Below are 14,534 nucleotides of genomic sequence, written 5' to 3'. Positions count from 1 at the left end.
ATGAAACGACTCGCTTATCCTTAGTACTGAAAGGATTGAATGGCTTCTTTCAAGTCATTTTGCAAACTATTTCTCTGGTCAAGTTGGATATAGACTTCCAACAGACAGGATCTGAAGTTGGAAAATTTATAAAAATCTTCCCTCTCTTCTATCGGAAAGTCAATAGTTTTTACCCAAGAAGCTACTTGTTCCTGCTCTAATTTCCCTTGCAAAATGGGTTCATAAAGTACTCTCGCTAAGCGCCAATCCTCATCATTTGTAAAACGAATGGTAATTCTTTTAAATAGTTGACCCAGTACATCAAATACTTCAGAAACTCTGTTACTAGGAAAATCTGGATGACAAACGACTTCCGTCAAGAGATCCGCTCCATGCGCAAAAGCGTGAACCCAACCATACTGACTTGAAAAACCTGTCGTATCCTTTTCTTTTTTTAAGTAATACAAACCTTGAGATAGCATAGCATTTCTTATATCAGCTTTTAATCCTTTATAGAAAAGAGAGTGCTCGTTACCATCTGCAGACAAAAGATTGGCATAAATAAGCGCCCTAAAAGAACGTTTAAGAGCCGAAACTCCTCTACTATCAATCTCTTTGTATAGACCTTCATCAGAGGAGACCTCTTCTGAGATAAACTGAAACTGTTCAAGGGAAAACAGTTCTTCTTGAATCCCTCTAGCCAAACTCGTAAAAACAAGTTCGTCTCGAATTTCTGGAGAGGGATCTCCCAAATGTTCGAGCAACCACTGAATTTCTTCTCGACTATAACTTGGTTTTTCTTCTGTCACTTTTCTTTGTAATTTTTTACGCATCTCAAGTACCTCTACATTTCTAGTAACTTATCAAAAAGCCATCCAAAGATGACTTTGAATAGGAATATTTGGAAAAATTGGAAAGGAACATGGCATAGTTAAAGCACTATTTTTTCTTTTTTGGTGTTAAATCTTCAAAAGATGTACTATTTTTACTAATAGTCTCGCTAATGGCTTTTTGTCCCAACCCATTAATTGAGCTATCCATTTGAGCTGCTAAAGTCGTTACAGCAGTTTTATTTGTCATAGCAAGAACCCCTATCTCCTCATCGTACTTAACTACAATACCTTTTCTACCTGATTTTATAGGAGGAGCACAAAATGCTTTGATAGCTGCTTTTTCTAATGTTTTTTTGATTTCTCGTCTGGCTGATTCTGACATAGGTCCAATCAAAGCATCTATGACTAAATCCACTAGCATTTCTTCTGCCCCCTTTCTAACTCATATAAGTCTTTTCTTTGACTATAACTCTCTTCTAACTCTTTTTCTAAGCGAGAGCGCTCTTTTCGGTACTGAGTCTGCAACTCTTCATCTTTTGCCTCTATTTTAGCATACTGCCGAAGATACTCACTACTCGTCTCACTTGAATAAGATTCCAATAACATCAGAAATTGATGGTGCTCCCCATCGTCTCCAGATTTCTGTCTACCAAAATCATAAGCAATGTTCTCAAACTCCTCATATAATCTGGTCAACTGAGAACGATTATGATCTAAACTTTCATAGGATTCTTCTATTTTCTTCTTAGCAGTTCTATAATCATCCTCCAAAGACCAAAGTCCCTCTTCTTGCTTTTTTATTTTCACTTGGATTTCTTCTAGTTTGTCCATTGATTAATATCCCTTGCCAAGCTTTCGTCTCCTTCAACCGCCTGTTCAACACCTTTCTGAATGTTGGTTTCCAAATCCGTAAAGGCTTTTACAATCGCAGCTGATTTACTTACTTTTTTATCAAAATGTCTCTGAGTCTCACCCACAATATTATCATACGTTACCCCAGCTTCTACATAGACATCCTCTATCTCATCATTAGTTAACTCTGTTACAAACCAGGGAACTTCCTTACTTTTATCGTAGAGTGTTTCAGCATCTGTAACTGCTTTTTTAGCCACTGCCTCAATCTCGCTGTGTCCGTTACTGACACTCTCTGTCATTGCCGTCGCAACAGCTGTTGCTTGGACACTATCCAAGAAAAACATCTCATGGCTACTTATACTACCATCTGATAAAAATTTAGTATTCAACTGTTTTAGAAGTCCATTTTTGACACCTTGTAATTTCTTCAGGGTCTCATAGTTCTTCTTTTCAAGTCCAGTCATTTTCTCTGGACTCTGTTTTTCCAAAATATCCTTGATTTGGTTAATTTGATTTTTATCACCCGTAATATCTGGGTCAATATTGTGCCCACCAGAATTTTCAAGCAGATAATCTTCTCCCAAGTAGACACCCAAAAAAGGCATTGAGATATTGTTAAGAAAGTCGTCCTGTGTTCGAATTCTTACCACTTGACCTGTGAATGTCTTTTCTTTATTGATTATTTTCTCCCTCGCCGAATCCCAGGGAGTTAGATAATCTATGATTCTATCTTTAGAGTCGATAAGGCCTTCTAAGTAGAGAGGCGCTGCGTTATATACCACAGTACGCGGAGCGTTATACTCTAAGGCCACCCTCTGAGCGATATTCCCTCCTAAAGAATGTCCTGTTAGAGTAATGTTATCACCGTATCTCTGTCGAATCCTTTCATAAAATTTGAAAGCTTCATCATAATGGTAACCGAACGCCATGATTATACCACCGACATCTGTCGCGACATCTGTCGCTATGTCCGCATTAGGATTCGTTCCCGTATACGCTATGATCACCTCTCCACTATCCTTATCTAGGAAGGCTGTACCACTCGTCCCAGTAAATTCGTCATGAAAATCATCTAGATATTGGAGGTTGGGAGGGAGTTTTTTCTTAGAGTACTTTTCTACATATTGAAGCACATTATTGTCAGTTGCTCCCTGATTAACTCGCACATTCTCAAATTCATAAGTTAAATTAGAAGCATCTAAGGTCGGCACATTACTATTTGGCATCTATCTTCTCCATACTCTTACCTTTTCCTGTTATAAGTTCTGAATGAGATATATTTTCTCCGTCAAAAGCCACAGGATAACCGTATTCATAGCCAATAGTTGCAGAGTGGTCTGCACTAATAAAAAGGTCTAACGACTCACTTGATTGTATATGGAAGTAGTCCTGAATAATTTTACTATTTACATTTTTATATGTAATAGAAGCATCACCAGTCTCCCAATTATAGTACGTTTTTTTGAGTTCAAATCGAGATAGAACTGCTTTATTTAGTTCTAACTTTTGAAATAAAAAACCATCATAAAACAAATCATCTTTAGAAACTTCTGGATTCAAAAATTCTAATCCTTTTTCAGTGTACACAATACGACTTTCTAAAAGCACTTTTTCTTCATAAGGATTACCTCGAGCTTCTATTCTTTTAAAATTACCAGTTATTTCTTTTGTTTCTGCATTTCCTACGAGTTCAATCTTCTGATAACGAGAATAGTCCTTCGTCTCATCGTAAGTATCAATACTTCTAATCTCAAACCCTTCCGGAAATTGCTTAAACAAGTCAAAGAGATTTTCAGTTGGATAAACTCGACTAACCTCAGAGACTTTGTTTTCAATCCATTCTCGACTGTTTTTATTTTCTCCACATCCCGCCAATCCTATCATCATCAATCCTCCTAAAAGTAATATTGCGAAAAACGCGCTTTTTTTCATAACCTTCTCCTTATTTATGATATTCAATAAAATAGCTAACCATAGTTCACTTATAGTATATCTTAAAAGCAACAATTCCTTACTATCTTATTCAAATTCGTAAGTCATATTCGCCACGTCTAAAGTTAGAATTTCACTACTCACCATTATTCAATTCTCCATTTGACACTGTTTCTCTAAAATAATAACCGTCTTTGTAATCAACATTTACAGAATAGTAATAATAATCATTACTCTGCAAAGAGCTCCCAAATTCTAATACGCCATTTTCAAGATCATCCTTTTTAAAAAATTTGTTTATTATTGGATTATTCACACTATAAGATATGTCAAAACCATTAGTTACACTGTTATAACTCTTACTTTCTAATTTAAACTCAGATAAAATTCTTTTATTAATCGTTAATTCTTGAAACAGAAAACCTTTAAAATCCCAAATTTCCTTTGCTCTTTCTTCATCTGAAAAAATAAATTGCTGTTCTATGTAATGAACATCTATAATATCTGTCTTTTTTTCTAACTTCAAATCTTTTCGAATTAATTTACCAGTTATCGTCTTGAACTGACTATTTCCAGTTAAATATATTTTTGTGCTAACTTTATCATTCATATATACTTGATAGACCTCAAACCCTTCCGGAAATTGCTTAAACAAATCAAACAGATTCTCAGTCGGATAGACTCGACTAACCTCAGAGACTTTGTTCTCAATCCATTCTCGACTGTTCTTATTTTCTCCGCATCCTGTTAATCCTATCATTATCAATCCTCCTAAAAGTACCATTGTGAGAAATCTACATTTTTTCATAACCTTCTCCTTATTTATGATATTCAACAAAATATCTAACCGTAGTTCCCTTATAGTATCCAACAAAAGCAACATTTCCTTGCATATTTTTCAAATTCATAAGTTAGATTCGTTACATCCAGAGTCGGAATTCCACTATTGGCCATTATATACCCCCGCATTTGATACTGTTTCTCTAAAATAATAACCGTCTTTATAATCTACTAAAATTGAGTAATAGTAATAACCCTCATTTTGTAGAGAACTTCCAATTTCAAGTGTAGATTTTTCAGAATCGTTTTTATGAAAATAATTATTATTTATTTTATTTTCCATAAAATATGAAATACTAAAACCATTAGTTATACTATTATACGATTTCTCTTTTAATCTTAACTTAGACAATTCAGTTTTATTTAGAACTAGTTTTTGAAACAAGAAACCATCAAACTTCCATATTTTTTTAGCGGTTTCTTTATCAGAAAAAATAAATTTGTTGTCTACATATTGAACACTTACTACCACTTCGTCGCTCTTTGGCGCATCATCCTTCGCTGGAATTTTAGCAAGAGTACCCGTTATTGTATTCGATGTTGCGTCACCTTTCAGCTTAATTTCTGTAATATAATTATCGGGTCCATCACTTTTCTTTTTAAAATAGACCTGCTCAATCTCAAATCCTTCTGGAAATTGCTTAAACAAATCAAAGAGATTTTCAGTTGGATAAACTCGACTGACCTCAGCGACTTTGTTCTCAATCCATTCTCGACTGTTCTTATTTTCTCCGCATCCTGCCAATCCCATCATTAAAAATCCTCCTAAAAGTACCATTGTGAGAAATCTACATTTTTTCATAACCTTCTCCTTTTTAATAATATTCCATATAACAGTTAACTTTAATTCATTTATAGTATATCAAAAAGTAACATTTCCTTGCATCTTACTCAAATTCATAAGTCAGGTTCGCTGCATCCAGAGTCGGAATTCCACTATTCACAAATTTTTATCTACCATTTTATTTCCTTTTAATTTGATACCGTTTCTCTAAATGTATAAACACTATCGTAGTTGACAGTTACTGAATAATAGTAATAATCGTCGTTTCGATATGAGCTTCCAAAACCTAATGTTGCCTGTTCGTTTTCATGTTTTTTAAAATACTGATTGATAGTTTGATTTTGAATCGAATAATCAATATCAAACGCCCCATTATTACCATTATAATTTTTAGATTTCATAGACAATGAAGATAGAAAAGAGTGATTAATTGTTAACTTTTGAAATAAAAATCCATCAAAAGGCCATATTTCTTTCGCCTTCTCCTCATCAGAAAAGGTCAATTTCCTATCGATATAATCTACTTTTATTGTTTCTTCTGGCTTTTCAGTAATATCATCAGAAGCACGTGTCTTAGTTAGTACTCCAGAAATTGTTTGGTTACTACTATCTCCTTGTAAAGTTATCTCTATAATATAGGTTCCACGTTTTATATACACTTGATTTACTTTGAACCCTTCTGGAAATTGCTTAAACAAATCAAACAGATTTTCAGTTGGATAAACTCGACTAACCTCAGAAACTTTATTTTCAATCCATTCTCGACTGTTTTTATTTTCTCCACATCCTGCCAATCCTATCATGATCAATCCTCCTAAAAGTAATGTTGTGAAAAACGCACGTTTTTTCATAACCTTCTCCTTACTTATGATAATTAATAAAACAACTAATCATATTTCCCTTATAGTATATCATAAAAGGCTGATATGACTGTTTCATCTATGATGTTAAAATCCTGTCTAATACATTTTAAAACACTGTAATTCTAAAGGTCATGATATAATAGACAATGAATAACAAGCATTACTTGAAGGAGAAATGTATGAAAAAATCGTTCAGACTTTGTTGCCTAGCTTGTGTGACAACACTAGCCTTAGCCCTTGGTGCTTGCTCATCAAAGCCATCTACTAGTTCTACAAATAATTCAAACAATCAGGTTTCTACCTACCATAAGAAAGATGTAACTGGTCCTGCTGCTTCATTTGACTGGAATGCCAAAGTTGAACCTACCAACTATGAGAGAACCTTTGTTGAAACAAACAGTGGCAGTCAATTTAATAAAACTCTAGATCGCACGAAAGAGGCGGCTGAGAATCTTGAAAAAAAGAAAAAGGAAATTTCGGATCCTAAGGTTCAAACAGCCCTCAAATTAGTGGATGCCGTCTTTGTCAATCAAGAAAATCTTGACCTAGTTGTGAAATCAGCGGGTGCTAGCAATCAAGAAGAGTTATTTGATAAGATTTGGAACGAATATTTAGTCCCTGAGTTAACTAAAATCCGTCCGAATTTTTCAAATGATACCATCTTTGAATATAAAGGAGAAAAATATCCTCTCAAAATTTATGCGCCTATGTTTTTCAAGGTCAACACCAATGCATTAGGAAAAGCAGGTGCCTATACTCTTGAGGACTATAAGGTAGATGGCGACATGGTTTATTTGAAATTTATGTCCCCAGCTGTAGATACTTACCAATACGAAGTCAAAGCATCCTATCACACAGACAATCTCGAATTCTTTCAAGGACTGGTGGAAGAACAACAGAAGGTTCTTGAAACAGACTATGCTAAAGCTCTAAATATTCGATTTGTTTATCAATTAGCCGCGCTTGATTTTAAAGCAAATAACTATGTCGACTTAGAGGGAATGGATTATCTTGATCGCAACACTCATTACCTCGCCATAAAAGTGGATAATAATGGTGAAGCTAGCCTTGATAATGAAAATCTCGCCAACCTTTTACAAATTAGCATGAAGGCTTCAAACGAGGCCAATAAAGGAAAATTTGAATAAGTCTTCAATGCATGAAAAAATCACCTCAAACAGGTGATTTTTGTGTATTCATCTTGTCATTAAAATGTCTTAAATCCGTCCTTTACTCTCCCAACTCAGCACTGTAGGCGATAATCTGGTCAACTGTGTCTGACAGGAATTGGATGGTATCACGGAGTGGTTTGTCTGTTGAGATATCCGCTCCGATAATCATGGCTGACTCAAGCGGTGTCTTGCTGCCACCTGATTTAAGAAGATTGAGCCAATCTTCAGCTCCGGTTGCTGAATGTTTCAGATGGAGGTAACCCGCAGTCGAGATAACAAGTCCAGCTGAGTAAGTGTAACTATACAAGCCCATGTAGTAGTGAGCTTGGCGCATCCAAGTGAGTGCCGCATCGTCGTCAATTTCAATGGCATCTCCCCAGAAATCTGTCAAAACTTCCTTCATAATGCTGTTGAGCTTGTTTGCTCCAAAGGTCTCCCCTTCTTCAATCAATGTATAAACCTTACGCTGGAAGGCTGCTTCCAAGAGGTGGGTGATGAAATTATGGAAGTAGGTGTCGGTCAAACGATGGGCAAGGGCAAAGCGTTTTTGACGTGGATCATCAGACTGGTGCTCCAAGTAATCACTTAAAAGCAATTCATTGAAGGTTGATGGAGCTTCGACATAGTAAGTAGACATGTGGGCATTGAAGTAGCTTTGGTGATTGTCTGAAAAGATAAATTGACCAGAATGCCCAATTTCATGAATCAAGGTATAGACATCACTCAAACGACCAGTCCAGCTCATGAGGACATAAGGGTGCACGCGATATGGATCCGCCGCATAACCACCAGAATCCTTGCCTCTATTAGCAGCAAAGTCCACCCATCGTTCCTCTTGATAACGCGCAACTTCCTGACAATATTCTTGCCCCAAAGGTTCTACTGACTTCATGACCAAATCATAGGCATCATCAATAGTCACTTCAGGATTGAGGGCGCTATCCAAGTCCAATTTCCAGTCTGCAAAGGTCATCTTTTCAAGACCATTAACCTTGGCAACATGCTTGAGGTATCTCTGAGCAACTGGCGCAAATTCCTGCATAATGAGGTCAATCTGACGGTCAAACATGGCACGGTCCACTTCTTGCTCAGCTAGGAGATAATCAAAGACTGAGTCGTAGCCCTTCATATCGGCCAAGAGTTTTTCAGACTTTACCTGAGCTAGATAGGCTGCTGCAGCTGTATTCTGGTGCTTACGAAGTCCCTCTGAGAAGGAGCGGAAAGATTTCTCACGAACCTCAGCGTCCTCGTGGTTTTGGTAGAAATTCTCATAGGTAACAAAGCTGTTTTTATAGGTCTTGCCATGGGCTTCAAAGTCAGCCATTTCAAAGTCCCCAGCTCGCATCTTAGTGTAAATGTCCTGTGGGCTGTAGAAAACTTCACCAAGATTGGTCAAAGCCTTCTCCACATCAGCCCCAAGATAGTGGGCTTTTTTGATTTTGGCCTGACGAATGGCTGCCGTCAAGTGAGGCAGTTCACCCAAACGGTCCAAGACCTCCTCGTCTGCAGCCACCAAGGCGTCGTCAAAGAAGGTCAAGGCTACGCTGGCATCAGTTTCAAATTCCATCCCAGCTTGGGCGATATTAGCAAACTCTTCATTGCTATAGTCTGTCGTCTGAGGCATAAAGGCGTAATTGCCGATATGGCTCATCTGGATATAGATTTGTTCCAATTCCGCAAAGGCCTTCTCAAAATCCTCAAAAGTATGAAGATTGCCCTTGTAATCACGGCTAAATTGATTGATGTCTTCGCGCGTTTTCTCGATTGCACGCAAGAAATCCTCACGGTCTTGGTATAGGGCAGTTAAGTCCCAAAGTTCCTTCTCTGGAAATTCTGAACGGTGTTTTTGTTCCATTTTTTTCCTCTTATTTCTCTAATTCTACTAAAACACTAAGGGCTGATAAGGCATAAAGCGGGGCTGTTTCCGCTCGAAGAATCCTTGGACCAAGTCCTGCCAAGACGGCTCCTTTGGCTTCAAAATTTTCGATTTCTGCAGGTGAGAGACCACCTTCTGGACCAAAGATAAAGAGCAATTTGGCTCCCTTTTCAAGACCAGCAACTACTTGTAAGAGCGCAGCGGTTTCTCCTTCTTTTGCTGATTCTTCATAGGCCACTACGATAGAGTCAAACTGGTCCAACTGGGCTAGAAAATCTGCTTTTTTCTCGAAGAGCTGGATACTTGGGACAATATTACGCTTGCTTTGTTCGGCTGCTCCAAGGGCAATTTTTTCTAGCTTTTCAACTTTTTTACCCAATTTCTTGCCGTCCCACTTGGCGACTGACCAATCGGCAGGAAAGGCCCAGATTTGGCTAGCACCTAGTTCTGTTACTTTCTGAGTAATAAACTCCAGCTTGTCTCCCTTGGGAAATCCAGATGCGATAGTCACCTGGACTGGTAGTTCCACATTGTCAACTAATTCTTCAACCAACTCAAACTGACGTTTTTCCACATCCAGCACGCGCGCCAAGCGCTTGATACCATCATTGAAGACCAAGATTACTTCATCATCTTCTTTCAGCCGCATGACCTGAAACATGTGCTTGCTGGTTTCCTTGTCCTCAATGGTGACAGGAGAGATAGGACTGCCTTTGACAAAATACTGCTGCATGCTAGCCTCCAATCACTCCTGAAATATCCTTAGTCTTCTTAAAGACACAGGCATTCCATTCCCCTTGAATCATGTGGGTTTCAAGGAAAAATCCAGCTGACTCAGCTGACTCGCGTACCATGTCCCACTTGTCCTTGATAATCCCACTCATGATCAGGTAGCCTTCGTCCTTGACCAAGCGAAAAGCATCCTCTGTCAGATGAATGAGAATATCCGCCAAGATATTAGCCACGATGACATCTGCTTCAATCTCCACACCCTTGAGCAAATCTCCAGCAGCAACATGGATGTTTTCCATGCCAGGGTTGAGCTCGATATTTTCCTGAGCCACCCGAACCGCCACATCATCCAGATCATAGGCGAAAATTTCCTTAGCGCCAAGAAGTGAGCTGGCAATAGAAAGGACACCTGAACCAGTCCCCACATCTAGCACCGTTTCGCCACCACGAAGAACCTGCTCCAAGGCGAAGAGGCTCATCTTGGTCGTTGGATGCGTCCCAGTCCCAAAGGCCATGCCGGGATCCAGCTTGATAATCTTTTCTCCAGCAGTCGCCTCATAGTCTGTCCAAGATGGCACGATGGTCAAATCATGAGTGATACGAGCTGGCTCATAGTATTTCTTCCAGTTGTCAGCCCAGTCTTCCTCAGCCAAGGCAGTCGTGCCCATCTTGACCTCTCCTAGATCCATAAAATCAGTCAAGTCTGCCAGACGTGCCTGCAAGTCTGCCTCAACCGCTGTCACATCCACCGTTTCAGGATAGTAGGCTGTCACCACGATTTCTTCCTGCTGTTCAACCTCTGGGAAAATCTCACCAAAACGATCTACATTTCCCACATAGTCCATGCTGTCTTCGATCGCAACACCCTGCGCCCCAAGCTCAATCAGGAGATTGGAAACCAATTCCTCTCCCTCACGCTTAACTGTAACTTTTAACTCTTGCCATGTTTCCATCATTAAGATACCAAGCCCGTAAAACACAAAGCCAAAATAGAAAATTCTCTGAAGACACTTGGGTCTAAGAGAAGTTTATCTTTTTGGCACACTGTTTAGGGCGGGTTCAGTTTAGAAATGTAACCGAACCATCCTTTCTATTTCTCTATACATTTTTTCATGTAAACCATATCCATACCTTCTTTTTCAGGCTCGATATGGGTTTGACGGTAGCCATTTTTCTCATAAAAGGCGACCATGCCCGCATCCTGTAATACCGTACACAAATCCCACTGTTTAATCGTTGGAAATTCCTTTTCCAGCAATCTCAATCCCTCAGAACCATAACCTTTTCCTTGATGCTGAGGCAAAATCGCTGCCGTTCCCAACCAAGCCTCCGTCAACTCTTCATTGGTCTGAACTCGTAAAAATCCGATATTTTCGTCCTTTTCTTTCACAAAGTAGTAATAGCTATTGGGACGCTCAACCAATTTCCACTTGATTCGTTCACGGTCCTCCAGATAAGGATCATACTCATCTTGATATTTCTCATAGACAGCCTTAAAGCTAGCTCTTTGAATTGCAATTACGGTTTCTAAATCCTCTGCTCCTGCTCGGATAATCTGAATCATACTAATACCTCCAAATTCACTCTCTCAACTCGCTTCCTATGCTCTTCCACACGCTGTTTTACTGACCCTCAAATTCTTCAATCACATCCGTGTAGTGTTCTTTCATTGCGTTATGAATCTGCTGTTTAAAAATACCAAACATAAGATAATAAACAAATAGAACAATTCCTGCAAACAGTATCAAAAATAAAAAATATACTGGAAGGGGCAGTACGAGACCTCTACCACTCAGTAAGGGTATAGCAAGCATTAATACCCAAATAACAGCCATAGAAATCCCAGCTACTTTCGTACCACTTTCTCTCTGCTTCTTTAACTTTAAATATTCCAAATAGATGAATGTAGCTTCTTCCCTAGAGTATTGTCCAGCTTTTAGTTTGCGTTTAACTTCCTTATTTAGTGTCGTTGTTGCAATTGCAAAAATCATTTTACTTCCTCCAAATAATCCCTCACTCTCCCCTGCAACTGGGGTACAACCTTATCTGAGCCAAGAAATTCCTCAATACTCATCAGTTTGTAGCCCTGCCCTTCGTCACCAAAGACGATACTATCAAACTGTTCCTGCCTTAACTTGCCAACTAGAAAGACCGACTCCTTCCCCTCAAAAAGCATACTTGGGTACACCTTACTCCAAAGCAGACACTCTTCAATCAAATGAATTCCCAGCTCTTCATAAACTTCACGCGCCACGCACTCAAAGGGACTCTCATCACCCTCTCGTCCGCCACCTGGCAATTCCCAGGTATTAGGGTATGGAATGTTTGATTTATCATCACGTAGGATAGTCAAGAGCTTATCTCCACAAAACAAAGCAATTTTGCAACCTGTAAAATCAGAAATTTCTATTTCCATATCATACTCCTAGTATCTCGGATAAGGATAAAACTCTCCCTCTTCCAAGCCAACTTTTCCTTCTTCAAAGACTTCTTGGTTCCATTCCATGAAAAATTCCTCTGCTTCTGGGTCTTCCAAAAAGTCCATGAGCGCATCCAGCCCAACCTCGGCAGTGTCTTTGAGGAATAGCGCAAAATAAGCTAAAAACTCGCGAGAGAAACCTTTCTTGGGTAGATAAGGGATAACTGTCAAATAGTCTTCCTCATTGACTGTTGACTTGGCAGGATTGTAAAAGAGTACCGCTTCTTCAAAAAGAATGTCGTCTGATGAGACCTCTCCATCCTCATCCAGCATCTCCACTCCAGCAGCATTTTGTGCTTCCAATAAAAAACTCACTTCAACTGCATGATTGCGCTTGTCCCAGCTAATCTCATAGTCAAATGGAAAGTTCTTGTCCAACTCTTCCTCTAAAACATCTAAAAATCCGTATGTTGCCATTTTGTCCTCTTTCTATGCGACTCTTTAATCGCCCCGATTGCTCGGAAATATGCTAAAATAGATACTACCATCTTACCACATATACATCAGAAAATCCATGTTAGAAAGGACTGCTATGCCAGACAATCTCGCGCTTCGCATGCGCCCAAAAACCATCGACCAGGTCATCGGTCAGAAGCATCTAGTCGGATCAGGAAAAATCATCCGCCGCATGGTGGAGGCCAACCGCCTGTCCTCCATGATTCTCTACGGACCTCCGGGTATCGGAAAGACCAGTATCGCCTCTGCCATCGCTGGAACGACCAAGTATGCCTTTCGGACCTTCAATGCCACTGTTGATAGTAAAAAACGTCTCCAAGAAATCGCTGAAGAGGCTAAATTCTCAGGTGGCCTTGTACTGCTACTAGACGAGATTCATCGTCTTGACAAGACTAAGCAAGACTTTCTTCTACCACTCTTAGAAAGTGGTCTGGTCATCATGATTGGTGCTACGACTGAAAATCCCTTCTTTTCTGTCACTCCTGCCATCCGTAGCCGTGTTCAAATTTTTGAGTTGGAACCTCTGTCTAACCAAGACGTCAAAGAGGCTCTTCAGATAGCTCTAACTGACCCTGAGCGTGGTTTTGATTTTCCAGTTGAGCTAGATGAGGATGCGCTGGATTTCATCGCAACTTCTACAAACGGAGATCTTCGCTCTGCCTTCAACTCACTTGACTTGGCTGTTCTTTCTACTCCCGAAAATGACAAGGGCATCCGTCATATCACTCTTGATATCATGGAAAACAGCCTGCAGAGGAGTTACATTACCATGGATAAGGATGGGGACGGTCACTACGATGTCCTTTCAGCACTGCAAAAGTCCATCCGTGGCTCGGATGTTGATGCCAGTCTCCACTACGCGGCCCGCTTGATTGAGGCTGGGGATCTGCCTAGTCTCGCTCGTCGCTTGACTGTTATTGCTTATGAAGATATCGGTTTGGCCAATCCTGAAGCTCAGATTCATACCGTAACTGCTCTAGATGCTGCTCAAAAGATTGGCTTTCCAGAAGCTCGCATTCTCATTGCCAATGTCGTGATTGATTTGGCCCTCTCTCCAAAATCCAACTCAGCCTATGTGGCCATGGACAAGGCCCTTGCTGATCTCAAAACATCAGGGCATTTGCCTATCCCTCGACACCTGCGCGATGGCCACTACAGTGGAAGCAAGGAACTAGGGAATGCGCAAAACTATCTCTATCCGCACAACTATCCTGGACACTGGGTCAAACAAGATTACTTGCCAGAAAAAATTCGAGATCATCACTACTTCTCTCCAGAAGATACTGGCAAGTACGAACGGGCCTTGGCGCAACGCAAGGAAACCATTGATAAATTACGGGACTTGTGAAATCCTTTTCAAAAAAATAAATTTTCCTCTTGATTTTTTTTGAAAAAGTGGTATCATATAAACATAGAAACGCTGTGGTGTACGACTTCACACTTAAGTGTTGACCGACTATTTTTTGTATTATTAGGGAAACAAAAGTCTTCTAACAGCATGTAGGCCGTCTCACACGGAAACAGCTTCAGTTAGAGCGAGTTGCCCACCTGCTTAATTGCGCGGGTTCAATACAAACCGTGAAGTTTCGGCACCAATACAGCTTTTTCTTTGCCTCCTTAGCTCAGTTGGTAGAGCAGTAGACTCTTAATCTATGGGTCGCAGGTTCGAGCCCTGCAGGGGGCATCTAAATACAACAGGAAAAGCCTTGGAATCAGGGCTTTTTTTGTGTCCT

At 39.7% G+C, this 14,534-nt stretch carries 17 protein-coding genes and 1 tRNA gene; 3 read left to right on the top strand and 15 right to left on the bottom strand.

The window, feature by feature from the left end; genetic code table 11:
* Positions 1-20 precede the first annotated feature (20 nt).
* The 8 genes from E2R31_RS07480 to E2R31_RS07445 all read right to left on the bottom strand — a co-directional run bounded on the left by E2R31_RS07480 (position 21) and on the right by E2R31_RS07445 (position 6,074).
* A complete protein-coding gene (locus E2R31_RS07480) occupies positions 21-812 on the bottom strand; it encodes a DUF2785 domain-containing protein (RefSeq protein ID WP_132973746.1) in 792 nt (263 codons plus the stop codon).
* Between the two features lie 106 nt (positions 813-918).
* Positions 919-1,233, bottom strand: coding sequence for a hypothetical protein (locus E2R31_RS07475; protein WP_132973744.1), 315 nt, complete (start codon positions 1,231-1,233; stop codon positions 919-921).
* Positions 1,227-1,643, bottom strand: coding sequence for a hypothetical protein (locus E2R31_RS07470; RefSeq protein WP_132973742.1), 417 nt, complete (start codon positions 1,641-1,643; stop codon positions 1,227-1,229). The genes E2R31_RS07475 and E2R31_RS07470 overlap by 7 nt, the downstream gene beginning before the upstream one ends.
* Positions 1,631-2,893 carry a Tle-like phospholipase domain-containing protein gene (locus E2R31_RS07465; RefSeq protein ID WP_132973740.1) on the bottom strand — a complete coding sequence of 421 codons (1,263 nt, stop codon included), beginning with the start codon at positions 2,891-2,893 and terminating at the stop codon, positions 1,631-1,633. Before E2R31_RS07465 ends, E2R31_RS07470 begins: the two co-directional genes overlap by 13 nt.
* Entirely contained in the window at positions 2,883-3,599 is a 717-nt protein-coding gene (locus E2R31_RS07460; RefSeq protein ID WP_132973738.1) for a hypothetical protein, read from the bottom strand. The genes E2R31_RS07465 and E2R31_RS07460 overlap by 11 nt, the downstream gene beginning before the upstream one ends.
* A 136-nt stretch (positions 3,600-3,735) precedes the next feature.
* Positions 3,736-4,359, bottom strand: coding sequence for a hypothetical protein (locus E2R31_RS07455; protein ID WP_380439023.1), 624 nt, complete (start codon positions 4,357-4,359; stop codon positions 3,736-3,738).
* 183 nt (positions 4,360-4,542) lie between these two features.
* On the bottom strand, positions 4,543-5,241 hold the full coding sequence (locus E2R31_RS07450) for a hypothetical protein (protein WP_132973734.1): 699 nt from the start codon (positions 5,239-5,241) through the stop codon (positions 4,543-4,545).
* A 170-nt stretch (positions 5,242-5,411) separates the two neighbouring features.
* Positions 5,412-6,074, bottom strand: a complete 663-nt coding sequence (locus E2R31_RS07445) for a hypothetical protein (protein WP_132973732.1) — start codon at positions 6,072-6,074, stop codon at positions 5,412-5,414.
* A 191-nt stretch (positions 6,075-6,265) separates the two neighbouring features.
* Here E2R31_RS07445 and E2R31_RS07440 point away from each other — a divergent pair, with 191 nt between their 5' ends.
* Entirely contained in the window at positions 6,266-7,234 is a 969-nt protein-coding gene (locus E2R31_RS07440; protein WP_132973730.1) for a hypothetical protein, read from the top strand.
* An 82-nt stretch (positions 7,235-7,316) separates the two neighbouring features.
* Here the strand turns inward: E2R31_RS07440 and pepF are convergent, their stop codons facing one another.
* The 7 genes from pepF to E2R31_RS07405 all read right to left on the bottom strand — a co-directional run bounded on the left by pepF (position 7,317) and on the right by E2R31_RS07405 (position 12,762).
* Positions 7,317-9,113, bottom strand: coding sequence for an oligoendopeptidase F (pepF, locus tag E2R31_RS07435; protein WP_132973728.1), 1,797 nt, complete (start codon positions 9,111-9,113; stop codon positions 7,317-7,319).
* A 10-nt stretch (positions 9,114-9,123) separates the two neighbouring features.
* Positions 9,124-9,867 (bottom strand): 16S rRNA (uracil(1498)-N(3))-methyltransferase, encoded by a 744-nt coding sequence (locus E2R31_RS07430; RefSeq protein ID WP_132973726.1) that lies wholly within the window; start codon positions 9,865-9,867, stop codon positions 9,124-9,126.
* A 1-nt stretch (position 9,868) separates the two neighbouring features.
* Entirely contained in the window at positions 9,869-10,819 is a 951-nt protein-coding gene (gene prmA, locus E2R31_RS07425; RefSeq protein ID WP_132974240.1) for a 50S ribosomal protein L11 methyltransferase, read from the bottom strand.
* Positions 10,820-10,956: 137 nt separating this feature from the next.
* Positions 10,957-11,430 carry a GNAT family N-acetyltransferase gene (locus E2R31_RS07420; protein ID WP_132973724.1) on the bottom strand — a complete coding sequence of 158 codons (474 nt, stop codon included), beginning with the start codon at positions 11,428-11,430 and terminating at the stop codon, positions 10,957-10,959.
* A gap of 58 nt (positions 11,431-11,488) precedes the next feature.
* Positions 11,489-11,857, bottom strand: a complete 369-nt coding sequence (locus E2R31_RS07415) for a hypothetical protein (protein WP_007521118.1) — start codon at positions 11,855-11,857, stop codon at positions 11,489-11,491.
* Positions 11,854-12,282 (bottom strand): NUDIX hydrolase, encoded by a 429-nt coding sequence (locus E2R31_RS07410; protein WP_007521117.1) that lies wholly within the window; start codon positions 12,280-12,282, stop codon positions 11,854-11,856. Before E2R31_RS07410 ends, E2R31_RS07415 begins: the two co-directional genes overlap by 4 nt.
* 9 nt (positions 12,283-12,291) lie before the next feature.
* Positions 12,292-12,762: a DUF3013 family protein gene (locus E2R31_RS07405; RefSeq protein ID WP_084852502.1), complete on the bottom strand. Its 471-nt coding sequence runs from the start codon at positions 12,760-12,762 to the stop codon at positions 12,292-12,294.
* A gap of 115 nt (positions 12,763-12,877) precedes the next feature.
* On the opposite strand from E2R31_RS07405, the gene E2R31_RS07400 reads away from it, so the two are divergent.
* Both E2R31_RS07400 and E2R31_RS07395 read left to right on the top strand, forming a co-directional pair.
* Positions 12,878-14,149, top strand: a complete 1,272-nt coding sequence (locus E2R31_RS07400; protein ID WP_044020351.1) for a replication-associated recombination protein A — start codon at positions 12,878-12,880, stop codon at positions 14,147-14,149.
* A 263-nt stretch (positions 14,150-14,412) separates the two neighbouring features.
* Positions 14,413-14,485 (top strand) — tRNA-Lys (locus E2R31_RS07395).
* The last annotated feature ends 49 nt before the right edge of the window (positions 14,486-14,534 follow it).

This window comes from Streptococcus downii, assembly GCF_004353325.1.
In the GTDB taxonomy this organism is placed as follows: Bacteria; Bacillota; Bacilli; order Lactobacillales; family Streptococcaceae; genus Streptococcus; species Streptococcus downii.
Note: the sequence above shows the minus strand (reverse complement) of the source record. Positions and strands in the feature narration are given on the sequence as shown.

Coding starts and splice junctions, on each gene's coding strand:
- E2R31_RS07480 (WP_132973746.1), bottom strand. CDS start 812: ATGCGTAAAAAATTACAAAGAAAAGTGACAGAAGAAAAACCAAGTTAT.
- E2R31_RS07475 (WP_132973744.1), bottom strand. CDS start 1,233: ATGCTAGTGGATTTAGTCATAGATGCTTTGATTGGACCTATGTCAGAA.
- E2R31_RS07470 (WP_132973742.1), bottom strand. CDS start 1,643: ATGGACAAACTAGAAGAAATCCAAGTGAAAATAAAAAAGCAAGAAGAG.
- E2R31_RS07465 (WP_132973740.1), bottom strand. CDS start 2,893: ATGCCAAATAGTAATGTGCCGACCTTAGATGCTTCTAATTTAACTTAT.
- E2R31_RS07460 (WP_132973738.1), bottom strand. CDS start 3,599: ATGAAAAAAAGCGCGTTTTTCGCAATATTACTTTTAGGAGGATTGATG.
- E2R31_RS07455 (WP_380439023.1), bottom strand. CDS start 4,359: ATGATAGGATTAACAGGATGCGGAGAAAATAAGAACAGTCGAGAATGG.
- E2R31_RS07450 (WP_132973734.1), bottom strand. CDS start 5,241: ATGAAAAAATGTAGATTTCTCACAATGGTACTTTTAGGAGGATTTTTA.
- E2R31_RS07445 (WP_132973732.1), bottom strand. CDS start 6,074: ATGAAAAAACGTGCGTTTTTCACAACATTACTTTTAGGAGGATTGATC.
- E2R31_RS07440 (WP_132973730.1), top strand. CDS start 6,266: ATGAAAAAATCGTTCAGACTTTGTTGCCTAGCTTGTGTGACAACACTA.
- pepF (WP_132973728.1), bottom strand. CDS start 9,113: ATGGAACAAAAACACCGTTCAGAATTTCCAGAGAAGGAACTTTGGGAC.
- E2R31_RS07430 (WP_132973726.1), bottom strand. CDS start 9,867: ATGCAGCAGTATTTTGTCAAAGGCAGTCCTATCTCTCCTGTCACCATT.
- prmA (WP_132974240.1), bottom strand. CDS start 10,819: ATGGAAACATGGCAAGAGTTAAAAGTTACAGTTAAGCGTGAGGGAGAG.
- E2R31_RS07420 (WP_132973724.1), bottom strand. CDS start 11,430: ATGATTCAGATTATCCGAGCAGGAGCAGAGGATTTAGAAACCGTAATT.
- E2R31_RS07415 (WP_007521118.1), bottom strand. CDS start 11,857: ATGATTTTTGCAATTGCAACAACGACACTAAATAAGGAAGTTAAACGC.
- E2R31_RS07410 (WP_007521117.1), bottom strand. CDS start 12,282: ATGGAAATAGAAATTTCTGATTTTACAGGTTGCAAAATTGCTTTGTTT.
- E2R31_RS07405 (WP_084852502.1), bottom strand. CDS start 12,762: ATGGCAACATACGGATTTTTAGATGTTTTAGAGGAAGAGTTGGACAAG.
- E2R31_RS07400 (WP_044020351.1), top strand. CDS start 12,878: ATGCCAGACAATCTCGCGCTTCGCATGCGCCCAAAAACCATCGACCAG.